This window comes from Nitrospira sp. CR1.1 (genome assembly GCA_014055465.1).
GTDB lineage: Bacteria > Nitrospirota > Nitrospiria > Nitrospirales > Nitrospiraceae > Nitrospira_A.
Genome location: WIAF01000015.1, coordinates 36,918 through 62,110, shown reverse-complemented (window position 1 = coordinate 62,110; position 25,193 = coordinate 36,918). Strand labels below are relative to the sequence as shown.

The 25,193-nt window shown below is 55.8% G+C and carries 20 protein-coding genes; 2 read left to right on the top strand and 18 right to left on the bottom strand.

Annotation, left to right across the window (positions count from 1 at the left end; all coding sequences use genetic code 11):
• Window position 1 precedes the first annotated feature (1 nt).
• From GDA65_18955 to GDA65_18920, 8 genes are read right to left on the bottom strand one after another with little or no spacing between them, the layout of a single operon-like run.
• On the bottom strand, window positions 2-1,381 hold the full coding sequence (locus GDA65_18955; GenBank protein ID MBA5864765.1) for an HD domain-containing protein: 1,380 nt from the start codon (window positions 1,379-1,381) through the stop codon (window positions 2-4).
• Window position 1,382: 1 nt separating this feature from the next.
• Window positions 1,383-1,835, bottom strand: a complete 453-nt coding sequence (locus GDA65_18950) for a hypothetical protein (GenBank protein ID MBA5864764.1) — start codon at window positions 1,833-1,835, stop codon at window positions 1,383-1,385.
• Window positions 1,836-1,876: 41 nt separating this feature from the next.
• Window positions 1,877-2,500 (bottom strand): transglycosylase SLT domain-containing protein, encoded by a 624-nt coding sequence (locus GDA65_18945; protein ID MBA5864763.1) that lies wholly within the window; start codon window positions 2,498-2,500, stop codon window positions 1,877-1,879.
• Window positions 2,476-4,434, bottom strand: a complete 1,959-nt coding sequence (locus tag GDA65_18940; GenBank protein ID MBA5864762.1) for a hypothetical protein — start codon at window positions 4,432-4,434, stop codon at window positions 2,476-2,478. The genes GDA65_18945 and GDA65_18940 overlap by 25 nt, the downstream gene beginning before the upstream one ends.
• A gap of 13 nt (window positions 4,435-4,447) precedes the next feature.
• Entirely contained in the window at window positions 4,448-4,939 is a 492-nt protein-coding gene (locus GDA65_18935; GenBank protein ID MBA5864761.1) for a heavy metal-binding domain-containing protein, read from the bottom strand.
• A 6-nt stretch (window positions 4,940-4,945) separates the two neighbouring features.
• A complete protein-coding gene (locus GDA65_18930) occupies window positions 4,946-5,917 on the bottom strand; it encodes a hypothetical protein (GenBank protein ID MBA5864760.1) in 972 nt (323 codons plus the stop codon).
• Between the two features lie 44 nt (window positions 5,918-5,961).
• Complete coding sequence (locus GDA65_18925; protein ID MBA5864759.1) at window positions 5,962-6,606, bottom strand: hypothetical protein; 645 nt, start codon at window positions 6,604-6,606, stop codon at window positions 5,962-5,964.
• A 15-nt stretch (window positions 6,607-6,621) separates the two neighbouring features.
• Window positions 6,622-7,251, bottom strand: a complete 630-nt coding sequence (locus tag GDA65_18920) for a hypothetical protein (protein MBA5864758.1) — start codon at window positions 7,249-7,251, stop codon at window positions 6,622-6,624.
• Between the two features lie 376 nt (window positions 7,252-7,627).
• Here GDA65_18920 and GDA65_18915 point away from each other — a divergent pair, with 376 nt between their 5' ends.
• Together GDA65_18915 and GDA65_18910 are read left to right on the top strand one after the other, a co-directional pair.
• Window positions 7,628-8,656: a hypothetical protein gene (locus tag GDA65_18915; GenBank protein MBA5864757.1), complete on the top strand. Its 1,029-nt coding sequence runs from the start codon at window positions 7,628-7,630 to the stop codon at window positions 8,654-8,656.
• Window positions 8,653-9,777 carry a hypothetical protein gene (locus tag GDA65_18910; protein ID MBA5864756.1) on the top strand — a complete coding sequence of 375 codons (1,125 nt, stop codon included), beginning with the start codon at window positions 8,653-8,655 and terminating at the stop codon, window positions 9,775-9,777. The genes GDA65_18915 and GDA65_18910 overlap by 4 nt, the downstream gene beginning before the upstream one ends.
• A gap of 438 nt (window positions 9,778-10,215) precedes the next feature.
• Here the strand turns inward: GDA65_18910 and GDA65_18905 are convergent, their stop codons facing one another.
• Genes GDA65_18905 through GDA65_18860 form a run of 10 tightly spaced genes read right to left on the bottom strand, consistent with a single transcriptional unit; the run spans window position 10,216 to window position 25,184 of the window.
• Window positions 10,216-14,682: a hypothetical protein gene (locus GDA65_18905; GenBank protein MBA5864755.1), complete on the bottom strand. Its 4,467-nt coding sequence runs from the start codon at window positions 14,680-14,682 to the stop codon at window positions 10,216-10,218.
• A gap of 44 nt (window positions 14,683-14,726) precedes the next feature.
• Window positions 14,727-16,148 carry a hypothetical protein gene (locus tag GDA65_18900; GenBank protein ID MBA5864754.1) on the bottom strand — a complete coding sequence of 474 codons (1,422 nt, stop codon included), beginning with the start codon at window positions 16,146-16,148 and terminating at the stop codon, window positions 14,727-14,729.
• Window positions 16,072-16,974, bottom strand: coding sequence for a hypothetical protein (locus GDA65_18895; protein MBA5864753.1), 903 nt, complete (start codon window positions 16,972-16,974; stop codon window positions 16,072-16,074). Before GDA65_18895 ends, GDA65_18900 begins: the two co-directional genes overlap by 77 nt.
• Window positions 16,944-18,032 carry a hypothetical protein gene (locus GDA65_18890; protein ID MBA5864752.1) on the bottom strand — a complete coding sequence of 363 codons (1,089 nt, stop codon included), beginning with the start codon at window positions 18,030-18,032 and terminating at the stop codon, window positions 16,944-16,946. The genes GDA65_18895 and GDA65_18890 overlap by 31 nt, the downstream gene beginning before the upstream one ends.
• On the bottom strand, window positions 18,025-19,230 hold the full coding sequence (locus tag GDA65_18885) for a hypothetical protein (protein ID MBA5864751.1): 1,206 nt from the start codon (window positions 19,228-19,230) through the stop codon (window positions 18,025-18,027). Before GDA65_18885 ends, GDA65_18890 begins: the two co-directional genes overlap by 8 nt.
• A gap of 45 nt (window positions 19,231-19,275) precedes the next feature.
• Window positions 19,276-19,854, bottom strand: a complete 579-nt coding sequence (lepB, locus tag GDA65_18880; GenBank protein MBA5864750.1) for a signal peptidase I — start codon at window positions 19,852-19,854, stop codon at window positions 19,276-19,278.
• Window positions 19,784-22,297 (bottom strand): type IV secretion system protein TraC, encoded by a 2,514-nt coding sequence (gene traC, locus GDA65_18875; protein MBA5864749.1) that lies wholly within the window; start codon window positions 22,295-22,297, stop codon window positions 19,784-19,786. Before traC ends, lepB begins: the two co-directional genes overlap by 71 nt.
• Window positions 22,298-22,321: 24 nt before the next feature.
• On the bottom strand, window positions 22,322-23,053 hold the full coding sequence (locus GDA65_18870; GenBank protein MBA5864748.1) for a TraV family lipoprotein: 732 nt from the start codon (window positions 23,051-23,053) through the stop codon (window positions 22,322-22,324).
• 38 nt (window positions 23,054-23,091) lie between these two features.
• Window positions 23,092-23,877 (bottom strand): thioredoxin fold domain-containing protein, encoded by a 786-nt coding sequence (locus GDA65_18865; GenBank protein MBA5864747.1) that lies wholly within the window; start codon window positions 23,875-23,877, stop codon window positions 23,092-23,094.
• A 20-nt stretch (window positions 23,878-23,897) separates the two neighbouring features.
• Window positions 23,898-25,184 carry a hypothetical protein gene (locus GDA65_18860; protein ID MBA5864746.1) on the bottom strand — a complete coding sequence of 429 codons (1,287 nt, stop codon included), beginning with the start codon at window positions 25,182-25,184 and terminating at the stop codon, window positions 23,898-23,900.
• Window positions 25,185-25,193 lie beyond the last annotated feature (9 nt).

The window sequence follows — 25,193 nt, the reverse complement described above, 5'->3', positions numbered from 1 at the left end:
CCTATCCTCGACCGAGCTGGAATTCGGTCACCAACTGCATAAACGCCACCTTGCGAGACTCGAGTTCCGATTCGGCGATCTGAAACGCTTCAAGTTTGACCGGCACAAAATAGCCACGCTGTTTGATGCCCGCTTTCTTTGTGAAGATGTCGAACGGCCGGCCGTAAAAATGCTCGCCAATCTCCATAGCCAAGAGATCCGCCGCACCTAGAATTTTCACCAGTCGCCGCAGCGTATCCTCGCGATCGGTCGATCGAATGAGTCCCATTTCGACGACCTTCTTCTGCCGTGCCAACTCTTTGGCGGCCTCCAGAATGGCATCCGGTGTCACATACACCACCCCTTTCAGCGAAAACGCCGCCCACTTGCTTCCTTTGAGTGGCCGATTGATCCGAGGCGCCACGATCGCCAAGACTTCTGGTCCCGCACACCAACTGTCTAACGGCTTCTCCTGCATCTCCTGCGTGCTGAGGATCATTTCCTTCACGCGTGCCTGCCCATCGGCTTGCCGAAGAATCACGCCCAGCCGATCCTTCCCGATCCGATGATGGCCCTTGATGGCATCCAACACCTCACTGAACCATGGGATGGACGTGCCGGCAAAGCACTCTTGGAGCTTAATCGCGCTGACAACCGGATGATCCCCCATCGCATGGGCGGCAGTCGCACGAAAGCGCGGAATCTTACCCAGATCATGTCCTAGTGTCGCCACCAGTACCTTCGGGATCATAAGATCTCCATCCCGGTAGGTCTGCTTGAGCAACGCCAACGCTAACTCCGTGACCCGATACGTATGGTCTCGCAGCGTGATTTTCGCGAGCGTATCGCGAATGGAATAGAGGTCCGTACATTCTTCGTCCCGTTCGATACCGGCCGTCACGATCGACGGACAGTCCCCATATTCCTCGAGAATTTTCACCACCGTGAGCAGCGGCTCCAGTGCGCGCTGGCTCTCAATTACCGGTTGATAGGGCATGATGAAATCCCGAATAAGTGCGGACGACCGGCCAGACGACACCGGGCGTGTCGAGGTGGCGGGATCGAGTGTGGCGGCCTGTGCGCCTCCCTGAGGAGGCAGCACCGGCTGGGCAGAGGACGGGCCCTCCGCAGAAGTTGATGCACTGGGATATGTCAGGGCCGCAGGAGCGACGGCCACCTCAGGATCAGGCGGTGCATACTCTACTGGACTGCCCTCGGGCTCAGCTTCCTCGACCAGCTCCCCAGTTTGTTGAATGAAGTCCAAATTGAGCGGAAGCCACACGTCTTTAGCCAGATCCTCTAGGGTGATTTCGATCAGGCTCGGCACCACAAGGGAAGTTGCTTCTCCGGTATGAACTCTCGCAGACTCGCCCCGCCAAGCTGCCCACAATCTCCCGAGCATGTCACCTCCACGGTTCCGGTAACGGCATCACGCTCACATGCGTCGCTTTAGCCCGGACTCGTACCACCCGCCCCATCAAACTCACATCCACCAGCACATCCTCCCCGTCCAAGGCTCGGACGATGCCCGTCATCTGCGCATATGGGCCCGAACTCACCTGCACCACGTCCGCCACCTTGGCCAGGAGTGGTTCAACATTGCTAAGGTTCTCGAAGAGGTCGGTATCCAGCAAAGGAAGCGCTCGCACCACTCCAGACAGCCGCTTGATCACGGGAACGGCCGTTGGATCACAGTGCGCGATCACATAGCCCTTTGTCGGACGTTCCACGTCCGTGCACCCCAACTCCTGGAGCTGCAAGGCCACGTGTCGTTCACGGCCTGGCGTGACATCAAACGCCCACCGTGCATGTATCGCATTCTCAGTGGAGCACGCCTCTGTTTGTCTGTCGCTCACAGTTCCTCCTTTTGAAAGCCGCTCCACCTCACCCCGCGGACTCATCGCAGCAAGCCACGGGCTCGTCTGATGCCTGCGAGGCGCTCCAATGCCCGATACACCTTCCAGCTGTAGCCCGCGATGTTGCGACTGCCGTTGTAACGGCCTACGGCTGTCCACGTTTCTTGGTACTCGTTGATCTTCTGCCGCAAGACAAAGGCCGCCCATTGGATATTGATACAAGGATCGAGAAAATGGACTGGATCAATTTTGTACTGGCGCATGTGTACGCTGTTGATCTGTGCAATCCCCACATCAAAATTCGCCCCCGCCTTCCACAGTTCAGCAACCAGATCCGTCGCTTGCTTGAAAGAAAGTGGTCCTCGCCGATCCCCCTTGCCGTCCCGATTCACATTCACCGCATGCGGATCCCCTTCACTCTCCACTAGAATAATGGCTTCCAATATTTGCACGGTCACCGCGTAGCGATTCGCCGCCGCCACAACACAACTGTGGTTCACATACCAAAACCGGTCCGGAGGCATCTCCGCCGCAACACTGTCCGGCAAGACACCGAGACATACCACCGCAAGACAGAACCACGTCGAACGGCGACTTTTCGGTCTGGAGAATGCACCCAGAGGCCCACCATACCCCCGTCTTAACAGGTGCCTGTGTAGGTGCATATCTTCGTCGCCATTTCCTTCGTAATCACAGCCGGGTCAATATTCGCTGAAACATTTTTGTACCATTCAGTGAAATCCATCGCCTGGAAGTTCAAAGCACTGAACTGATCGACCGTAAATCCGTCACACTGGGGCGCATCCGCTGATCCCCAGGTCATGCCCAACTGCACACGGCCTTGTTCCTGAACCATCCGACCGAGCTCGGATTTCATAGTGCAGTAGACCTCTTCCTTTCGGAGGCACACACTGCCGACCAGAAAGGAGCCTTTATCCACGCAATGTGTCCCAATTAGATGAGCCTTTCGATCGTGTTTATCCCTCGCTAGCGCGATCTCCTCCTCAGAGCATTTCCCAATCAATTTATCGGGGTCCGAATCGCAGCAATTGTTTAGTGATCGCCCGATTGTGCTGAAATCACAGGTGCTCCTTTTGCCCGTGAAGATACGCAGACGGTCCGGATCCCAATCTTCTTCGACATTCTTGGTCATCGCCAGCCAGGTGGCCGCTAACGCCAGATTCTCATTGGGTGGCGTACTGGTATCCACGCAAAACGGCACAGGACTGTCTGGTTTTCCACACTTCGTGCATTGAGTAATGGGTTGCGTCGTCGAACATTCCGACGGTCCCGGACACTTGTAGGTGTTCTCGTACATCAAGCAATATCCCGTCCCCGGCTGCACCGATGCGCAGCGAGAGCTGACTTGATTGCAGCCCTTGTCTCGATACTCGCCACAGGTGTCCCCGGCCGTGGACGTGACATCCCAGCTTTGCTCCTCTTGAAAGCATCCCGTTAAGGGCGCCACGCTGTACGTATCGAGAAAGGTTCCCGTTACCATGACCGCAATCGAATGCGACTCGTAAGTAAATGTAAACGGAACTTGCCAGCTGAGTGGGCCGGTGGGACTGAAGGCGCCCATCGTAAACGTCATGGGATACCCAAAGCATGAGCACTTGCTATTGCAGTAGGCCGGCGAGCCATTTCCAGAGGCCGTCGGGTTCGCCGGAGTCAACACGTAAGGCCCGGTCTTCACCGAGCCAACATTTGTGCAGCCGTATTTGTCTTCTCCGGCGGAATTGCCAGTGACGTTCAAGCCGACCACCCATCGAGTTCCATCCCAGATAGGAAACGCCGATTCGATCGTAAAATTGCCCATGGCCATTCCCGGCGCATGGTCGTGCGCGTTGAATCCAGAAGTCCCCCCGGTCAGCACGGTGGCATACGGTTGAGAACACTTGAGATCCCGCGCAGCTCCGTCGAGACAGGTCGTAGTCACCAGTGCGGCGAGGCCACTGGCGCCAGCCGCTTCTAGATCCTTGCACCCATTGACCTCCGTCTCAGAGGTATAGGGAGGGCTGGGAATTCCAGGAACCGTGCACGCGTTCGGTAGCAGGGTGGGGTTGCGAATCTTGAGGCAGGTCTGCCGTGAGCCCCCAGGCACTTGGCAGGTCCCCGTGACGCCAGCCCCTTCGGTGTAACTCGTGCACATATTCACCACGGAACAGCTCTCCGTCATGATGGAATCGGTCGGCAGCGTCGCTGCCGTCGATTGCGCCGTCGTCACCGGGCTACTAGTCCGTAGATCCCACCCATCTCGGTCAATCCTGCTCTGTTGGATTTTCGAGTAACGCTCATCGGAGCTCGCCGCCGCACCGCCGGCCGCGCTCAAACTGCCAGGATCATCGTAATACCTCTCTTCAGCAGCCCCAGAGCACCCTGCCGTGACACAACCCGGCGACCCTGAGTACTGCGGCACTTTGGTCATGTTCGGCGCCAGAATACCTGCACCGACTAATCCTGAGGCCTTCTGCCCCTCTACCTCACACTTCGCTTTGAGGTACGGATCGTCAATCCCACTGCAATCTGCGCGTACCTCCACAACACCACACACCAAACAGATCGCGAGGCAAATCCCTATGAGCATGCGCTTCATCACAGACAGCCTCCCCCTATCGACGCGTGCCTAACCGAGCCGTATCCAATGAGGGCACCGTCATCTCGTCCATCCCTACCGCTTCTCCCAGTGAATTTCCGTCCGGCGGATGTCGAGCGGACTGGTCCCTTGCAACGAAGGGGGACAGTTCACCGGCCAAAATCGTCCCAAGCGCGTCACGATCCATAAACTGAATCGGCGTTCCCCGCATGATGATTTGTGCCATACCCCACCCCCAGTATCGTGCCGTCACCTGATGAATCTGAATGTCGAAACCAATGATCAGGTCAGCTCCCAACGCCGCAGCGCTTTGCGCAAGCCTATTCACCATGCTCTGAGTCGCATGGACGATCGGACTGTCATACGTCTTCGCGCGCCCTCCCCAGAAATCGGTGAATCGGACAACGGCATCCCGCCAGGAAGCGATCCCGACGGTCTCGATCTGAATCAATGCCTGAAAATACCGATAGGTATGTCCGGGAATGACATCCACCGTAAGAATTTTCATTCGGGCCTATCGCTTTTCGGTATCAGACGGTGACACCTCGGCCTTCTTCGGAGCATCTGCGTCGATACTGATCGTCAATGTGTTCACGGGCGCGGCCATCACTTCCCCATCGACAGCCGGAAGAAGGGGACGTCCAGTTGAAGCTTTTCCGGACATCCCAGAAGCTAGAGGAGGAGACACCAGTTCCGCGTTTTGCCCATTCCCCCCACGGAAGCCATCCAGAAATCGTCGTAACCATCCTTTGTCCGCATCGGGCTTGGTTCGAGGCGATTCGACCTTAGCCTCTATCACCCTCTGAGGAACGAGCATCGGCACATCCGGTTTGGCAGGGACAGTGGTCGTCGCCACTGGACTTGGAGCGACCGCCAGGCTCGTCCCGCTCGGCTCAACACCCGAGCCCCCAGCGCCTACGCTCCCCTCCATATTCGGACTGCCAGCCTTGGCGACCGGTTCAGTTTTGGGAGCACTTCCTGACTTACCCTCACCCAACTGGACGCGCGTTTTCTGGACGTCGGGAGCACCCCCTCTAGCCTGCAAAGACTTCCCAAGTTTCCCAATCGACAGTTCAACACGTTCGAAGCGATTGGCTAAGGCGACCGTCGTTTCTGTGAGGGTTTCGATCTTCCCCGCAATATTTTGCAGGCGCGCGTCGACTCCGGACAGTTGTTGCGCCTGCTGCGCAAACTGCGCCCGCTGGGACTCGTACTGATTCTGGGTGTCTTTCACCACCCCCTTCACGGTCAGGATGTCCCCCTGCAGTTTTTCCGCTTGGGCCTTTAGTCCCATCTGCTCTTGCGCAACATGCCGATACACCTGGGATACATTGTCGACTCGCTGGGACAGCTCGTCGTGCTCGGTCTCCATGACTTCCTTCACCGCGAGTTGATGCTGGTACTTGGTTTCCAAATCCTGATATTCACCGGTGCTGACGCAACCGGACAACAGTGCGAGACTAAGGGCTGCCATGCGTTGCCACATACCGTGCTCCTTTCATACGAGAGGGGTGACTACCTCCCTTTTCCCTATTGGTTCAAAAATGCTTTCACCGCGCCCCGCGGCTCATACTCTGTCACCGTCACGCGAGCGACATGCCCGATGACATCGTGCAAGGCCACTACAAGCTCATCGACGGCCTGAAAATGTTTCACATACGGAGTGAGATCTTCCGCTCGGAGACGAATGCTATTGAGCGCGTTATCTAGGGCGCGAATCACCGGCACCAGTCTCACCGTGTCTCCGACGCGGGGCGTAATGACACGCGCATTGCGCCACGCCGCCTTCACGCTCCGTTCTTTTAGGTCGGGATATGGGTCTTGAGGGAGCAACTCGAACTCCCCCACTCCAAGCTCTCGCAAGATCACCTTTGCCCGCGCCACCCATTGCTCCACACGAGCCAACTCGTTGCGCACTTGCTCAATGGAGAGATGAGATCCTGCTGCCCGCCGAAGACGATGAATTACCTTGTCAAACATGTACAGCATGGAGACACAGGCCATCCCCGCCTTTGTTTGTGGTAAAAGGAGCACCGAATTCGGATCTTCCAGCCGCCGCTTGTTCTCCTCCGCCCGATCGGGCCTTCGTCCATTCGTCGGAGACGCGCTCCGAAGAGACTGGCCCTCGCGCCGTACCATCCCCAGTTGTCGCTCTGCGTCCACCCCATGAGCCATGCCTCACCTCCTCGATTACGCCCGAGCTGTCTTTCCCAGATCCGCTTCGTCCACGAGCACCAGTCCATACCCGGTCAATTTGCTGGCCACCGCAGCATTCATCCCCTTGCGACCAAGAAACTGTGCGATCGTGCCCCGTTCAACAATGACTCGCGCCTGATGTTCTTCCCGATACACGTCCACTCGTCGCACTGACCGGCTCGGGGCCGGCGCTAATGCCTCGCGAATGTAGGCTTCCACCTCCATGCGATACTTCACGAGTGCGATCGTGCGGGATGTGTAGGTCCGGAACTCGTACAACAGAGGCTTGCAGGTCGCGATGACATCTTCCCCCGTGCGATAAGTCTCGACCGCAATCTTCACAAACGACGCGGCTTGAGCCGTCGCCACACGCTTGATGTGCACGTGGTCGTCCGCCAACACCGGAGCCAGCACTAACTCCGCAATACGCCGGAAGTAGTGCATCGATCGCTGCGACAGCATCGGAAACTCGTCACCGACCTTGTACACAGCTCCCATCAATGAGTCGCGTACCTTGTACTGACGGTCGGCATACTGATGCGGCAAGATGGCATACCTCCCGATGGAATCCGCCCACAGCAGATATGCGCTGTGTCCCGGATCCATCCGAATGACCCGAGCCATTACTAAGTCTCCCACCTGCACCATTCGTCACTCGCCTGTGCTATAGTTTTTCGACCCGTATACGCACCTGCCACATGCGTGTAGTTCGAGACTCGGTCTCACAACTATGCCCAACAGGTATTACCGGATCACTCCCACTCCGCTTCTATCCTCATCTAGAGAGAAGATCCGCTCTCTTGCGTACCTTGCTTGGCAGTGGTCTAGTTGGACGATCAGCGTGGTCCTCCTTGTGCTCGTCACCTTGGTATCTTGTGCCCCCGTCTTCACGCCGACCACTTTGCAGGACTTCAAAGAATCGCGTGAAACCAGCTCAACGACGGCTGTAGAACATCCTCGATTGGCACTATCACCCCACAGTGATGGCCTGGGATGGACGGTGAGAGTCACCCAAACCATTGAGGAGAAGAATCGGATCAGGCGAGAAGAAGTCTGGGGAGGATATACCTATGAACGTCGGCTCAATCTTGTCACGATGGTGGGAGGGGGACTACTCTGTGCCCCAAATCTCCTGTTGAATACCCTCTTTTCCATGGGAACACCAAACCAGCCGGGATGGAGTTCACCATGGCAATACTGCCTGGCCGCCGCCGGATATGACGTGCCTGGCCGCGCCGATACCCGAACTCGGATCGCTGATGACCTCGATCCCCAGGTTCAGACTGTTACGCGGATAATTGTGGACGGTGACCTTCGGCTCACTTTTGCCGCCGATGGACGGGACCGCATTGGGATTGCCGTCCCTGTGAGTCAGGATTCTCAAGGGACGCACATCCGCCTTCGATGGCTTGCAATGGCTTTACGGGAACAGGGCGTGAATCCTGCCGACGTCCCTGACGGGACCGTCGAGATTTCCTACAGTCCAACTGTCGGCAACCCCGGCCCGACCACACAGTTGCCGATCGACGGGCACGTACTCACCGCTATGCTGCAGCACGATCTCGCAGTGCTCCCCCAAGATCGCTGGCCGAAGCAGCCTCGCCTCAGGCTGGCGGTCAACAATGACTGGGGACACGAACAGTCCCAGTTGATAGTAGACAGGCTTATTGGCCGTATGAAGGAGCGCGGCCTTCCGCTGGTCATCCGAAACGAACGGTATCGGAAACTAGTTCCTGTCCAGGTCCGGCAACTCGCTCCGTTCTTTAATGATGAGCGACAACCGTCAGCCGGCATGGGCACCGGAGCAAATCTGCTCGTATCCATCGACATCGCCTCTGCTTCAGATCAGGGGCTGCTGCTCACCACGACTCTTGTCTCTGTTGAGACCGCACAAGTGCTGGCTCAGTTTGTCCTCGAATGTCCGATCAACGCCGTCGCGCCAACGGCCGAAACTCTGGCGGCAGTTGTCACCGATCTCGTCCTGCCCCATGGTCCCACTCTCACACGGGGATGGTTCGTCACACCATGACACGATATGGCACATTCCTCATCTGCTTCCTCGCCACCAGTGCGGTCGGCTGTTCGTCTCTCATACTCTCCAACACCCCGGTGCAGGGAGAAAATACCTCGACTCGAGAAATCGCGCGCACTCCGATCGATGTACCAGAGGTTACCCTTACACCCCATCACGATCAGCAACGCCTCACCATTCGCGTGACACAACGCTCCCAAATCACCCTCGAGACGGACACGCCGATGAAGGTCGAGGCACGACGCTATGTGTTTTCGCCTACCGCTCCCCTTGCCGGCGCTGTTCATTGTCCGGTACTGACTGTTGCCTATGTGATTTCAGCCGGACACCTAGGCTCACAATCTCTTGCTCCCGCCTGCCGACGGCTCCTGATGCAGGAACCTCTTGCCGGATCACCGCGGGTTGCCACCGAAATCGAACACCGCTACGAGACACACACCACAACAGAGCCCGTGCGCTACGCCACACTGAGAGTGGCATGGGACGATGCGATACATCCGCCACTGGTCTATGACGTGAATCCCGATGGAGAGGTGTCCATTCCTCAACACGCACTCCGTTCGGGGACGGAGCGCGACCCGTCGACGCTTCCCACACTGTCTATCCTCGTCGACAATCGCGTCCTCTGGACTCATCGCCTTACCCCTAGCGAGATGACACCAAGTGGCCCATTGCCAGACGAACCGCACACGGCAGGTACGAGCTGGCCACCGATCGTCGCACTAGTCCTCGAACCGCTCGATGGCGCTGCACCACCTACGTTGAGAGCATGGGGACGTTTGGTGACACAGGCCTTATTGGAACGCCACATCTGTGTGGTCGCACCAATAACTTTCGCTAAAGACTTACAGGATGAGCTGCTACTCCACCAATCCGGGCGGATCAGTGACCAGACGGCTGTTCACTTTGGCAAATGGATACCCGCCACTGTGGCGCTCACCATCAGAAAAGGGGCCGCCAATCAGGGAATAGCTATTCTAGAATTCGTGGATATTCAGAGGGCGGAACGAATCAGATACGACGTCCTACGGTATAGTAGCGACTGGAAAGAGGATGCGCAGATGGTGAAGGCCTATATGCAAACGATCTTCCCCAAAGGATATCAATCCTGCTCATAGCAATCTCACTTCGCATCCTGTACCTCAAGCACGCAATCACCATACACAGTGATCAGAAGTGAACCTGGATACATCGTGATGGCTTGTTTATCGGATCCACTCTTCGACATATCCCCAACAGATGTCTCAATCCTAGTGTTTAAGAGCGCACGCCCTTTTGTCATATCGCGACAATAGCTCACAAGTTCATCCAACACCGCTAAGGCGTTGCCCTCGAAAGATGGCCTAAAGCGTTTTGAAAGAACGGCGATCGTTGAATGGCCTGGCACCTTGCCAGGAATTGCTGATCCCACAAATGCACCTAGCCAGCTATCTGTTCTAGTTTCTGCTAAAGAATGGTGCGCTGAGCACAAAAATAGAAGACTTAGGCTTAGAAAAATACGCGCTCGAAGCAGCCGCATTGCGGCCTCCCTAGATATGGCTGGTAATCGTAGTCAGTTACTTGTTGCTGCCGGTATTCACACCTTGTGAAGACGGTTTTGAAATCTTCAACAGCGACTCTTGGCCTTCCTGCCACCTCGGCATAGTCCCAAACGCACTCGACGCTTCTTCTCCCATCATGCCAAGGGCCGATGTGCGCACCGCATTATAAGCGGCATTGGCAGCAAAGTTCTGTAATTCTTCGGGAGACATGCTTTGTGCACGCCCGGTCTTTTCCAAATGTTCGACAGAACTGCGGGCAAACGAGATAGCATTATCCATCACTCCGGAATATTCTTTCCACCAGGCGCCCATATTTTGATGCGAGTCCAAAAGACCGCTCGGTCCCCCACCTCCACCAGGGCCATTCGGCACAGGTCCACCACCTGGCTGAACCGGTGTTCCTCCAACTCCTCCCCCACCAAATTTCCCCATTCGTCCTTTGAGGATCAAATATCGCGAAGCCCCATCCATTCCGATCCGACCAAATTCAAGCCCATAAGCAATCGCCTCGTCCGTCTGCGTAGGGTTTGTAATATCGGTGCCTTTGGCCGCAAACGCCATTTGTGTAATCGTTAGATTCGCCCCACTGTCATGATGAAATTGCACACGATTGAAGTCATGAAAATCGGAGCCTTTGTGACCGGACGAACTCAGCACATTCCCGCTACCGTCAAGTACATCGTTAACCGCAAATCCATGTGCCGCATACTCATTCTTCGATAGCTCCTTCGTATTTGCAATCACGCTCGCCCCATCGGGCGACTGTGAATACTCCACTACCTGGAAGTGTTCTTGCCCTTGTGCATCAGTACGGTACTGGCCGATTTTCCCTGTTTGCAAGTCCGTTACTTCTGACGCAATTAACTGGCCAGACTGAGGACTATAGTAGAACGTCCCCTGTAGCTCCTTGGTCTGCCCGGGATGCATAGGATCAGGCACGGTGAAAATGCCGGATTTACGCTCATTGTTATAGTACTGTGAGTCCAATCCGCCCAACACCGAATGATACAAGACTTCGCGCTGGCCGCCATCATCCTTCATAGGACCAAGGACTTGTGTGTCTATCGCTCCGTTTTTCGCCGCCACGACCTTCACCGTCTGATCAATAGAGCCGCTCATAGCCCCGCTGTTTGGATCCTCCAGTGACCTGGCAATTCCCCACACCTCGTTGCCTTCTCCATCTTTCATAAAAGTGGAATAGGTGTTGTCGGTCACATTGGTAATCGTCCCGCCCAGTAGCTTGCGTCCGCCAGTCTCACTACTGGTCGGGCCGTAGTAGAGATTGGCGTACACATCCATATCGCGATGCCCGTCATTGATCCGACGCCAGCCTGACTCTTTATCGATCGACTGTACCTCGTTGTTGTACCCACGCAGGGACTGCTCGAACTCGACGGTCATTTGGCGCGATCCCCTCATCTGATCGCTATACACACTCACCCCGTCCAGGTTTGTGGATGATCTTTTGAAGGCGTCCCCCTGAGGATTAACGGTTACTCCCTGAAAATTTGATAGGGAGTGAGTTCCTCCAGGAGCACTATATGTCTCCTGAGCGCCGATAGATTGAAGATCTCCAGAATCAGTTCGTTCAATAACATCTCGGAACTCGTTTCCTGAGGCTCCTTTAAACGAGACGAGACTACCGTTATCAATCAGCCCTGTGACATCGCGGGCCGGAGCCCCCGGTTGCTGCGCATACCCATGAAACATCTCAACCTGGTGTCCATCTTGTCCCATCACATTTAGCTGGGTGAACTGCCCAGACAAATGGGTGCCATCCACTAGATTACGTTCCCCGGAAATACTCTTGGTACCTCCCTCCCGGCCGTCAAAGAAGCTTACCTGGCCGTCGTACAACAACGCGTTGGCTTGAAACGCCGGAGAACCTGGCTTGCTATTGTCGATGGCAGAGCCAAAGAAGGCTGTCGGCACTCCTGGTTGATTGGCTTCCCCATGACTCAGAGCCGTGAACGTGCCGCTCAGGGTGTAGGAACCGACCGTGTGGGTGTCGTGGGCAACACCGCTCGTGCCTGACTCAAAATGTTCCGTGGCTTCCACCAAGAACTGTCGTCCTGATGCATCGGTGCCCAATGTTCCTGTCACTGTGTGCGTGTGACCACCCTCATCACTGGTGAGACTGTAACTGGAATAGATGTCTCGCGGATGCACCGGGTCCGAGCGATCGACTGACCCAAACGCCCTGACATATCCCTCCATCGGCCGAGTCACCCCATCTTTCCCTAAGACCATCTGTTCCGTTTGCCCAGTCTCCACAAAATAATTGGAACCGTCAGGGGAAACGAACGATTCCCTGTGGACGCCGGCCTCCGTATCCTTGTTGTCAAATCCTCGGACGGCCCCGCCCTCGGTCGCCAGAAAATGAAACTGTCCATCGCGTTCTACCAGTCGCCCGGTATACGATTGTTTCGCACCCATCGTGCTCTGAAATGTCGACTGTGTGAGGGTGTCTACCCGCTCGCCTGGCCCACGCTCACCCATCATCTGGACAAATCCGGCATCGGGACGTGTCTCGCCCGCGACTTCCAAAAACAACGGCACATTCCCCGATCGTGCAAAACTTTGACTACCATCTTCAGCAATCGTACGCGTCTCGGACAGGCCTTTCCGAACGGATTGTTCCGTGCGCGCCACTAATTCTCCGGTATCCTGATTTTCCTGCACAAGCACGCTCTTCCTGGAGCCATCCTCCCCCATCGTATCGAAGCGATGCTCCACCATCGAACCAAACACCGAGGTTTGTGCATCGACCTGCTTCCCGGACTGTGGATCAAACATCTTGTGACGGAACACCCCACTCAGCAGATGCCCCTTTGAATCCATTGAATACTGTCCTTCTGGCCCCTTGTAGTTCTGAATGCCGTTCGCGCCAATACTGGTGATGCCGCCCTGGGAGTCGTGGATCTCACTCGTGCCGGATTGACTATCCACACGAAACCCACCCTGACCAGTCGGCACAGTCATCTGTGGTTCGACGTCATGGCCGATCATCTCGCCGAACTGGGCCCCACGCTGTTCGTGTCGATAGGACGGGCCTTCCTCCAAATTGGCACCAAGCCCACGTGAGAACTGTCCTCCCACTTGCCCAGCGACGGTTTCCGCAGTCCGCGATCCTGCCAGGATCGATCCCAACACCTGGCTTCCGCCCCACATCAGACCGAAACCGATCGCTGGCACGAGCCACACATAATCTGCGGCTGTGGAATTCAGCATGGCGACATGTTCATTGATTCTGTCTAACGTTGCATAGTTGACGGATTGGCCAACCCCGTTTGAGCTCAGGATCGCGCCGAGCCGGCTTCGCGCTTCCCAAAACATGACAAAATTCAGCACGGCATACAGAGGCGACCAGGTCTGGAGCCACATGAACAAGCGCCAATAGGTGCCCATCAACCGTGACATCCCAGGCGAAATGGCAAGCACTAGAAGGAACGGGGTCATGATGTACACAACCCCTTCCACAATGGTCCGTAATAGCGGTACGACCTTTTGAGCGACATAGGACTTCGAGTAGCTTTGGAACTTTAAGTCCTTTTGGATCGCCTGCTGCTGCAGAAGCACAGTGTCCGCAGTCGCCGCGCGCCGTTTGGCATCGGCGGATTCGGCGTTTTTCCACGCATGGATGAGCAGCACATTATTAATCATGTCTCGGGCCGATTGCCCGACGGATAACAAGAGATTCGCCCGGATGTCCTCAGTGAGCCCTTCCTCATCGCCGGTGGCCGGATCAAGCTGCAACTGTGTCCGCAAATGCCGCATCGCCCCTTCGTAGTCAGGCTGCCCCGTGGTATACGCAGGAAGGATGAGAGAACTATAGAAGTCGGGACACACCCGCGGGGCCGCTTCCAACGTCCCACCTGTATATCCAAGTGCCGTGAGTGCGTTATTCGTAGCCCCGATATCATTGAGCAGATTCGGAGAATTCATCAGCGTACCGAGGTTCTTTTGGAGCAGGCCCACCTCCCGAAATACACACATCATAAAATATGAATCGGTATTGCGGGCCAGATCCGAGTCTTGCAATCTCGCATTGAGGACTTTTTGCAGATCGAATAGCGGGCGATTGAATGACGCTTGTCCCTGGGTATATTGCACGGGCATCGGAAACGACGCTTCGACAAGCTGAGTCGTGTAGTACCCTACTTGCCCCGAGAGGTATGCCGGTAACGCGATCGCCAGCGGCACACTGTTCACAATTTGATCCGGCACATCGGGATTGACTTGGTCTTCCACGGACACGTCGACCGTGATTCGGACACTGACAAAGAGAATGAAAAATGCCCCGACGACCAGCGGGACCAAGAAGCGCCGATTGAACACAAAATACACGAGTCCGAACATCGCGAAGACAAGAAGTGCGAGCTCCATCAAGCTTTCGAAGCGTCCGGTGGTCATCATGATCCGGATGCCCAGTAGAATCTGCGTCAGCACATCGCCGTTGCCAAACGTATAGATCGTCCACATGATGCGCTATCCTCTCCCTCACATCGCAGACAGACTTACTCCGACTACCGCAGCGATCGCATTTCGCCCTGAGTCTTCGTCAACTGCATAAGCTGGTTGATGTTATTCACCATACGTTGCCGCTTCGCGAGACTCTCACTAGCCCCCCTTAGGATCTGATGCAGCCGCCCCTGAAAGTCTTGCAGATTGCCTGGCCACTCGGGTTTGACCTTTTGGATATAGCTAACGTTCCTGGACGTTTCGGTGGCCGCCCACTTCACCCATTGATACCCCATGTCCGCAGCGACCACTTCTGAAGACAATCGCGCAATCTGATTGCCGACATCCCGTGGACGCCCATAATCGGCGAGCATGGTCAGAATGGGGACCGGGGTCATGTTGATGATTTGCTGATCTGTCGCGCTGATAGCTGAGCCGGAGTAGAGGTCTTCGATCAGGTTACTCATGGACGTATACACGCGACTCTCGAATCCTTCGATATCGGTCGCGTCAGTAATCGTGGGGCTCAAACATTCCGAGTCGCCCCCACAATTAAACACTTTCACCACGTCGCCCAGATGACTATCGACCAGCTGTTCGAAGGTCATCGTCGGATCGCGGGTTTGAACATCGCCATCGTTACCGACTATAACGGTCCCGGTGACCGACATCACCATGACGATCAGATTCTGATCCAGGCCAGCCTGCGTCAGGACATCCCACACCAGATTGCCAGTGACATCGTATTCCGTGCCTTTCAATGCTGAGGCCGCATCCGCATTCGACTGGTTCTTGACGGTATCCCGATCTTCAAACACGTCTCCAATGGCGCCGCCCGCTTCCTTCATCTTCTGCCAGGCATCGCCGAATCGACTCGCGAGCTTTTGTTTGGAGGCTTCGTTCCCGGCTAGCGCTTTGCCCAATTCAATCCCTGTTTGACAGGGTTGGATCCGTCCCGCAGCATTGAGCGCTCTCGCAGCCGCTTCAATCTTGTTGAGCACGTCCGCGCAGTCTTCACAAATGGCTTTCATCGCCAGCTGGAAAGCGTACCCCAAGACGGCACCGGTCCCGATTTGCTGCAGCAATTGGACGTACCGATCTAGTTTGCCGTAGGAAAACGAGCCCAGGTAAACGTCGATGCCCTGGCAGCCCACGCTCAATCGCGGCGGGGCAATCGACCACAACCGCATCGGGTCCTGCCACAAACGGACCGAGACCCCGCCGCCGCTGAAGTAGCCTCGACTTTGACTTTCGTAGGCACCTGGAGGACTCGTGATCCCGACACCCCACGACGTGAACATGTTCGTAAGGGCATCATTCATTGACTGCGCCTGTACCAGGGGAGGCCAGACCAGTACTGCCCACATACACACTCCCACCAGAATCAGTTTGATTCGCATCGTGTGTCCTTTATCCCTGAGACCGTCGCTCGCCCAACAATCCTCGGTTACGCAACAACACCAGCAAGCGCTCCCGTAGATCCGCATTCGTCATGAGACCGGCTCCGAGCGGCTTTAGGAAGTTCTCCTCAGGAATTGCCAGATAAATCATGGGCACCATATGCACGCCCACATTCTCCGCCATGCCATTGTTAGTGACGGGCTGCGGGTACTCCGGCAATCCCACCCCGTCCAGCGACACAGGTTTCACCGTCAGTCCGTAGGTATCGGCAAAGACCTTCAATACCTTGGACTGTTCTTGACAAAACGGGCAGGTCGAGGTGAAGAAGAAGAACAGTCCGACCCGGTCGGCTGTGCCCGCCAGAAGCTGCTCTTCGGTGTTCCGCTTGATCTCGGCTTCGACGCTATGCCCATAGGTGGACGTGGGGTGTTGCGATGCATAGTCGAGTTTGGGGTCCGTGTACATGGCGATCTGCCATGCATCGGTGAAGCGTTGCGAGCGGTCATACGCTTCCTTTTGCACTTTGATGTAAGTCGTTACATTCTCGACCGAAGGATGATCCAATGCGCGTTCCTTCTTGGCCGACACCAGTTCACGCAATACCGTCATCGGGAGGGCGTTCAACTTCACGCCTTCGACCGAAAGCCCCTTAAACAGAGTTCGGTACTTCGACGGGTCCAGCCAAGCCTCTGGTGGTAAGCTATCCATCGTAACGGGGGCAGGATTCTCTTCTCCGTCTTCCTCTGCCTCGGCTGACGGGTCCTGATAAGAGAACCACCCCTGCCTGGGATGGTCGATAAAAGTCTGAGACCCAGGAGGCTCAGCGGCCAGCACAGCGCTACTCACCCCTCCCACCGAGCAGAAGGTCACGCAATACCAAGCTAGAGCATGCAGCAGTTTTGTCGTTTCCATAGCAGCCACACAAAATCCTCTCCAACGGCTGGCACGATTTTCCCGAGCCCCCACATCATGAGTGTCCGTCCTAGAGGCTGACAGCACGGGGGAGGGAGTCCTGTGTTTGGAATCGGCCAGAGTAATTGAAACTTGTACTGGCTTTTCACAATGAGTGCGGTCGGGATGTCCTCACACAGCAGCGGACCATTAGCGGAGGTCCAAAACTCTGTTCCCGCGCGGGCCAGTTTCGCTAACAATCGCGTCATCGACAGCGCGGCAGGTTTGAGGTCCCCATCCGCTCCTGAGACATGCCCAGTCGGCGGATACATGAATCCAAAGCTCCCGGCGCACCAGAACAGCGGATCAATTGGGAAACCGACTGCTGCAGCTACCGAATCGGCCGCGCAGGCCGCGAGTGCCACCGGATTGGCCAGGACCAATGCCTCCGGAAAGAGAATGAGTGAAATCAGGTCGTCGTCCCACAAGGGATCAATCTCGGAGGCATAGGCCAAATCGATTTCGTCTGCAATCCCGGTAGGATTCAGACACAGAATGTCCATTCCGATACCAACGATGGCCCATAGGGGAAAAACGAAATAATGCACATGAAAAAAGGCATAATTTAGCTCGGAGTCCATCTGTGTCGTAGCCATGCCACGCCCGATGTAACTGAACCCCCCGGCCAAAGACACACCGAGCGTCGGAAAGCACAGTGGATCGTGGACCGCCTCGACAAGATTCTTCGGCTCCCAGATGCCCAGAGGTAGCCCAGGAATGCAGATCGGACCAAGACACACACACCCACACAACTGCGGCGGAAACGGGGCGTGTCCAGGACCGATGGCCGGTTCGGTAAAATCTTCTCCCAGGTTAAACACCGTGACCCCGCTGAGAGAAATGGGAAACATGCACTCCCAACACGTCGTAGCGAGACTATTCGCCAACACATTGGTCCCTGTCGTGCACACCGCCTCTGCGGAGCCCGACGGCCACAGAGTCGCCACGCTGATCAGGACACAACTCAGGCAGACCAGCAGCAGCATATGCTGTATCCCTCTTTTCGAGGCCTTATTCATGAATCGCCACCTCCTCCACCCGCAGATGCCGACCTAGCTGAGAGACGATACTGGGTACCGCACCGACCCCCATGCGACTGACAAGCAGAGGATTCGCCCAATAGACCCGCTGATGAAGTTGCTCCATCACTTTCTGCACGTCGCCGTCAGAGATGATCAGCTTCACAAACTTCGGATCATGCTCTTTTAAATACTGCTGCACCCAACCTACCTGCGAGGAACTGGTGCCATCGAAAAACACCAGAGTTCGAATCCACCGTACCTTGTCGAAGGGATTAATTTTGGTGCCGGACTTGATCAACACCGTGTTCGTCGTGGGGTCCTTAATATCCTCGGGGTACTCGACCGTTGGATCAACGAGCACGACCCTCGCTTCTTCGGCATGCGGAAGGGCCAACCCTGGGCCCTTTGCGAACTGACGTTTGAGGGCGTCGCCAGACCGCCGTTGAATATCCGGCCAGTCCGCCTTCGCCAACCGCTCCTTCATCACATCGATCATGTCCCGCTCCGCGATGTCGGCTCCACGTGCGTCGCCCTGTACCTTCACACTCCGCCCAATGGTCGGAACCTGTGGCGGAGCTTCTTCCGTCGGCCCCCCCTGAAGAAACCCTCGGTGCCGGCGCTCGAACCATTCGATCCATGGCGTCACACCGGCCTGTTCCTTCGACAACAACGTCAGGAGATGCGCGACCGAAGCTCCTCCGCTCGCTATTAGGAATTTCTCGTCTTTCACAAACACCAGGGCCGGAACTTCTGCCGCACCAACCGTCCGGTAAATGACTGGATCAATCCCGATTCCAACCAGCAGTGAGTCATCTGGATGATCCCCGGTGAAGAACAGATGCTTGATCCGCTCCTGTGTAACCTTGAACGAATCCTGCACCAGTCCACGCAAGAGCACCTTGGCGCCAAGTAATTTCGCCTCTCGCAGGTAGTCTTTGAAGGTGTCGTTCGGTAACGAGAAGGAGAGTAGAAGGTAGACGCCGTCGCGGCGCACTTCTTTTGGTGACTCCTGAGGACGCCCATGCCGCAACGCTTGGCGCGAGTACCTTGCGATGTCCTGCGCCATCTCCTCAGGAGATGGGATACTTGGACGTACTGCTGATTGCGAGTTTCCCGCGAAAACAGAAGCCCCGATGCTCAGAAGGGAGAGCCCTGCGACCGCTACCACACAGACAATACCGCTCGATACGTTCACGGTACCTCCATTTCAGAATGTCTGTATGGAGTATTACCGACCTAGCTAGATGAGTGGTGTCACCGTGCCGAGAATATCCGCCTTCCGAATTAGGCCATAGTATCGAGAGTCGAACGACCGCGGGTGTGGCAGCGCCACATAGTATTCCCCTTCCGGAATAACTTCCGGAAGTGACGCTAAATCGATCCGTTGCCCGTAACGATCGATCCCAAATCCACGACCCACGGATTGCCCGTTGATATAGACCTCGTCCTCTTTGATCACGATATGGTCACCCGGCACTCCAACAATTCGTTTCATCCACCGATTCCCCACGTCCGCATAGTCACGGTGTAAATGGCCTGGCTGCACGCGTTCCACGTAGTCCCGCCGCATGATGAACGCCACGAGATCCCCTCGTCCTACGGGCTGCCCCTTTTGAATGAGGAAAAAGTTATGGTGCGGCCAACTCCCGCTCATGCGAGCGGCGACCTCATACCAAGGGGCGATAACGCCGGCAGTAACAATCGCACCACAGAACAACATCAACCCCACATGCGTCCAGCGATGCCGATCAAGCCAGTCGAGGATTGTCGGCGCCCGCTTGAGCACGTTCAGCAGCGATAATACATTGAATAGCTTCATCGATGGAGAGCTCCTTTGGTCCTTCTTTTCTCACGCGATCAATCATCGACAGTTCATCCGGATTCGTCGTAAACAACAGCTGTGTCTCACGCGGCACGGTTAGCCTGCAAATGCCTCTCCCAAATGGGGTGATCATAAAAATCTCAGAGTACTCCGTGGTCTTTGTGACGGATGACAGGAGTCGGTATTCCATTTCCGACAATACAATGCGCCCATTGTTCCTAAACGCCGCGATGCTTTCGGTCTTTTGCTTGAGCAGTCCCACAAATTCCGCATTCTCAAGCAAATAGCGCCCAACATCCCGCATCTTGTCGTAGTAGTCGTTGATGCCCTGCGTGATGGTGATCATTGAGCCACCGGACTTCCGGACCCGGCGCGCGCCGGTTTCAAAAAACGCAGCGGTATTGCCTCCCTGAGACAACAAATCCCACGCCTCATCTAGAATGACGAATTTCCGCCGGCCACGGTTCTCCTTTTTGTACATCACTGCCTGGATATTCATCTGCATCTGCAGGAGAATGACTGACCGTAACTGCTTCTGTTCATTCAATCCGTCGAGTTCAAGCACCACAAAGTCATTTTCAAAATTGACGTTGTTCGCCCCGTTGAAGAGATGGGAATACATACCCCCCCTCGCATAGGAAGCCAGCACACGCGCGAGATCTCTGGCTCGAGGATCAGTCATGCTCTTCAACACCTTGTGTACCGAATCCGGACATCCCTCACATCCCTCTCCTTCGAGTACGCGCATGATCGCCTCTTCGATGAACGAGAGCTCGACATCGGAGAGAGGGCGCGAAGGTGACGCCATTTGCGCGTGCAACGCTTTGAGGGTCGCCAGTTCATCGGCTCGGTCACTTGGATCGTCAACCCCGCCGGCATTACTCCCCCAATGCACAAGTTTGCTGAACGGATTAAAACAAAGGCGTTGAGCGTTTGCGCCGTACTGGATGTATTGCCCCTTGAGCAACTCCACAAGTTTGACGTAGCTGAAGCCAGCATCGATGACCCACACCTGGCCACCAATACCCAAGTAGCTCTTGATCCAATTGTTCATAAAGAACGATTTACCCGCCCCCGATGTCGCTGCGATCGCCATGTTGTAATTCGTCTGTTGATTGGCGAACACATCCATGGTGATCAATTGACCTGAACGAGACGTCAGTAGCACCACTGGAGCTCCGCCCCCCTTCCAGTCAGCCACAATGGGGCAAATATGCGCCGGGACCTCGGTATGATAAGTCTTCATTCGTCGCAGACCATCAATGAGCGCTTTGTCGTCCGACGGTAGTCCGAGGGGTAGACCCGTCATAAGGATTTTCCATCCAATGAAGTGATCTTCCTGCAAGTTGATATCCTTCGCCCGATAGAGAGCTCGAAGGGCGCCTGTCTGCTCCTCCACATGTCGCGGTGTATCCCCATACAGAACGACCTGGAAATAGGACCCTATGAGCTGTCTGCCATTTTCAAGTTGCGCTTGGACGCCATTGAAATGATCCAATTTGAACTTGAGGGAGGGAATAAGCCCCAGAAGAAACCCACTGGCCTGCTGATTAATAATGACGTGCTTCTTTCGTAACTTGCCTTTCGCTTTGACCTGGTCAAATTTCAACACATTCAGCGTCAGAAAAAATGGACAGGTAATTTGATCGGTGAACCGGATCAAGCTCCCAATCAACTCGCGATTGTTCCCGCCATGCCACTGCACAGGCCAGGACTGAACAGTCAGCGTCTTGAGAAACTTTCCGTCCAGTTCAATCATCTTGGTGCGAAGCGTCGCCTTCGTATCGAGACGGACCGCCTGATCTCGTATCGGCAGTTGGTCGCTGTACGCCGGCGGCCGACTCTCCCAGCTGTGGCCCGGATTGAGCAACACATGCAAGAGACTCAATAATTGCAGCGGCCCTACGCGCTCGGGCAATAATCCCAACGTGTTCAATTGCCCCTCAATGCCCGACACCGCTTGATGAATCCGCTCGTCTTCCCATCCTTGCGCCGTCGTTTCCTGCGTTGGGAACGCCACGGATACATACACCGTGAAATCTCGTGGGCGCAGAGGTGGGTTAGACGTCAGTTGTGTATCTCTGGCATGCAGATAGAACTCTGCGGTCTTTCTCGCATCAGCTACATAACGTTCCCCTGCCTGACCTCGTTGAGCCAGAATCACGTGATTGTCCAGATATGGCTCGATAATGGGGGACGCATGAAGCATGAATTGAAACGTGGTTCCAATTGGCAGGTCCGACTCGAAGAGATTCGTCAGCTTCTGAATAGACTCTTCCGACAATCCCAGTAGGGGCTTGCTAGAAAACACCACACCGATGCGCCCATCATCCAATCGATAGACCTGATTGGTGTCATCCCAAGCCTCATAGGGCAGCCAGTCACTGATGGCTGTCCGATCGACCAGCTGCTTTACCTTCCACTCAAGGATCGTTGACATATTCGCTCCTCTGGGTTCATTCCACTACTGGGGTGGCAGCGGCCCATCATCGGTCAGATAATTGGACGCCCCGGTCTGAGGGAGCTGAGGAAATCCCTGCGGCATGATGCCACCCGAGCCAAGAGGGTTCACGGACATCGGCGCCGAACGTTGGCCAACTTCAGGAACATTCTCCGTCATGGCGTTCGCCGCCGCATTCCCACTGGGTGTTCTCTTTCCGTCTCGTTTCTCGACCATCCGCCCCATTCTCGGATACAGATCCTTTCCATGCCCCGAACTCGACCCAGCACTCACCCCCTGCGCCATGTGTCCGAAAATAAAATCTGGTTCGTCGACAATGAGATAGTGCCGCGACTGATCATGGAGGCGCTTTTTCGTATCCTTCCATGGAAATACCGTCACACGAAGAGCCGACACCGGCGTAATCACCGGCTTGCCTATGGCGCTGTCCGTCTTGCCGCTGAAGATCATCGGAGGAGTGACCTGACCAGGGCCAGAGCTTGAGCTGGTGTCTTGTCCAACGCCCTTTTGGTCTTTCGTGTACTGCGTCACCTTCTGCCCAGCAGAGAACCGCTTCTCGTAGGCTTCCGAGACGGACTCACACGTCGCTTGATCCGGATACCCCTTACAACTGAAATTAGACTCATAGCCCCCACAGCCCGCCAGAAGGACAGACAGGCCCATAGCTACCCCAGATCCCAAGCCGTACCATGATCCGCCTCGTGTGATGTAGCGCCTGATATACCCAGACATCATGTCGCATGCCTCCTCCAGAATCCGCCCACTCGACTTCTCTACTTCTGCTGGGCCTCTATCTGCAGTAAAGCCAATACTTCACTGGCAGGACGATAGCCGGCAAACGATTGCCCATTTGGCAAAAATACCATTGGGGTGGAGTTCACTCCCAAACGCTTCCCCAATTTGATGTTTTCGTCGATCGGATGACTGCAAGCCCCTACCTCACCCATTACCGGTTTTGACATCAGCGCGCGCCCCAGCGCCTCGGCTTGATCGGGAGCACACCAAATGGCGACAGACTTGCGATAGGCATCCGGATGCGTCCGTACCAGTGGATACAGAACCACGGCCACCGGAACACCTGCCTCAACAAGCTTCTGCACCTCCGGATGAAACTGCTGACAGAACCGACAGTCTGGATCGTCAAAGACCAGCACCGGACGCTCCAACTTCGATTGCATGGGAGACAACAGAATGGTTTTCGAGGTATCCATTCCGGCCAAGAGCGCCTGCTGACGGTCTCTCACATACTCTTGCGTAACATTTCGGCCCATTTGAATATCGAAGAGTGCCCCGGAGAGCACGTACCGCCCAGACTCATGCACGTACATATAGTTTTCCACCCGGTCACTGTCGCTCTCCACCAAGAGCCATCCAGGAATTTCCGTCTTGGACACTCGCAACACTTTCATGCCAGGAAACTTTTGCTCGATCACCGTTTTGATAGGCCTCACGGCATCATCCGTTTCGGCTCTCAGGATCGACTCTCCCGCAACCGACACGCACACGGCACACACCAACCCCGCGATTATCTGCTGATAGGATCGTCTCATCGCCATCATGCCCCCTTTCACACTACGAATTACTGGAAGAACCCCTCTAACTCACGTCCTGTCCCAACGATGAAATCCACTTCCCGTTGCGCGTCGATTTCAATCACCGGGAAAATGGAGGCAGCCATCATGCTGTAGTGGCGAGCCAACAATTCAGCCGCCCGACCGGCACCACCGGCCATTCCCGACATCGCCACAGGCCCGGCCGGCGGTAAGTTGAAGGCTTGGCTCGGGCTTTGTGCGACGAAAAATCCGGACTGGTAGGGCATAAAGGCTCGGGAGATGCCTGACACAAAACCAGCGAGCAGCGTGCGACCCAACAATGCCCCCTCTTTCAAGACAACCCGCCCACGCATTCCCTGTTTGCCATCTTCCCCACTCACAAACCCTTTCAATTCGATATCTACCGCTTCCCCATTCTTCTTCACGCACGACAAGGCATTGCCACGAATCATCACGCGTTCCGAGGACAAATCTCCCAAGCCTTCTCCCACTAGGAAACAGTCCTTCGCATCAATCCTCGCCTCATTCGGGAGCTTCATGATGTCACGCACCATCATCAGCACCGGGTAGGGACTGTTTGCGGAGGCGCCCCCACCCTGCGCCCCCGTCGAACGGGCCGGTGCATCCATGCCAGAAAGCAATTTGACGGGAATAATCGTCCCCGTATTCAGCCACAATTTCTTCTCGTTCTTTTTGGCGCCAGGCACTATCTCTGGCCGAAATACCTGAAACCCCTCGTTCACCCCGCCCCCGGCCCCAGGGGCCGGTAGCGTCCCGCCTGCCGGTTTCGGGGTGCTTTGCACCGGAATGGGGCCTTTCGGAACCGGCATGGCCGAGACAGGCGTCGCACTTCCTCCACCCACGGGAGTGGCACTGAGCGGAGGCGGCAGCGGCGGCAACGCGCCACTCTTCGTCCCGGCTGAGACCACGCCACCAGACCGCGCCACTGACTCAATCCGCTTCTGCAGGTCACTCAACTGAGTCTTAATGTCGGTCTTGTCTCGTCCGTCCTGCTCCAACAATCTCCGCATTTGATCCCGCTGCTGCTCCAACGCTTCGATCCTGGCCCCGGCATCTTTCATATAAATTTCTTTGTCGGTTTCCTCGCGATTGATCGACACGGTCTTGGCTGGAGACTTCCCACGGACAATCCCCGGTTGATTCCCTCGGAATTGCTGAAGCACCATGCTCAGCACGATGAACCCACCCACCAGAACCACTCCCGCGAGCAGTTTGGATGGAGCGGGTTTCTCTGGACGAATCGGGTCGCCAGGGTTGAGAATCGCGCTCTCCGTCGGTTTAATCGATGCCATCCTAGGTCT

Excerpts from the sequence above, each read along its gene's own strand:
- GDA65_18955 (MBA5864765.1), bottom strand. The coding sequence starts at position 1,381 with ATGCTCGGGAGATTGTGGGCAGCTTGGCGGGGCGAGTCTGCGAGAGTT.
- GDA65_18945 (MBA5864763.1), bottom strand. The coding sequence starts at position 2,500 with ATGCACCTACACAGGCACCTGTTAAGACGGGGGTATGGTGGGCCTCTG.
- GDA65_18935 (MBA5864761.1), bottom strand. The coding sequence starts at position 4,939 with ATGAAAATTCTTACGGTGGATGTCATTCCCGGACATACCTATCGGTAT.
- GDA65_18930 (MBA5864760.1), bottom strand. The coding sequence starts at position 5,917 with ATGTGGCAACGCATGGCAGCCCTTAGTCTCGCACTGTTGTCCGGTTGC.
- GDA65_18925 (MBA5864759.1), bottom strand. The coding sequence starts at position 6,606 with ATGGCTCATGGGGTGGACGCAGAGCGACAACTGGGGATGGTACGGCGC.
- GDA65_18920 (MBA5864758.1), bottom strand. The coding sequence starts at position 7,251 with ATGGCTCGGGTCATTCGGATGGATCCGGGACACAGCGCATATCTGCTG.
- GDA65_18910 (MBA5864756.1), top strand. The coding sequence starts at position 8,653 with ATGACACGATATGGCACATTCCTCATCTGCTTCCTCGCCACCAGTGCG.
- GDA65_18905 (MBA5864755.1), bottom strand. The coding sequence starts at position 14,682 with ATGTGGACGATCTATACGTTTGGCAACGGCGATGTGCTGACGCAGATT.
- GDA65_18900 (MBA5864754.1), bottom strand. The coding sequence starts at position 16,148 with ATGCGGATCTACGGGAGCGCTTGCTGGTGTTGTTGCGTAACCGAGGAT.
- GDA65_18895 (MBA5864753.1), bottom strand. The coding sequence starts at position 16,974 with ATGGAAACGACAAAACTGCTGCATGCTCTAGCTTGGTATTGCGTGACC.
- GDA65_18890 (MBA5864752.1), bottom strand. The coding sequence starts at position 18,032 with ATGAATAAGGCCTCGAAAAGAGGGATACAGCATATGCTGCTGCTGGTC.
- lepB (MBA5864750.1), bottom strand. The coding sequence starts at position 19,854 with ATGAAGCTATTCAATGTATTATCGCTGCTGAACGTGCTCAAGCGGGCG.
- traC (MBA5864749.1), bottom strand. The coding sequence starts at position 22,297 with ATGTCAACGATCCTTGAGTGGAAGGTAAAGCAGCTGGTCGATCGGACA.
- GDA65_18870 (MBA5864748.1), bottom strand. The coding sequence starts at position 23,053 with ATGATGTCTGGGTATATCAGGCGCTACATCACACGAGGCGGATCATGG.
- GDA65_18865 (MBA5864747.1), bottom strand. The coding sequence starts at position 23,877 with ATGATGGCGATGAGACGATCCTATCAGCAGATAATCGCGGGGTTGGTG.
- GDA65_18860 (MBA5864746.1), bottom strand. The coding sequence starts at position 25,184 with ATGGCATCGATTAAACCGACGGAGAGCGCGATTCTCAACCCTGGCGAC.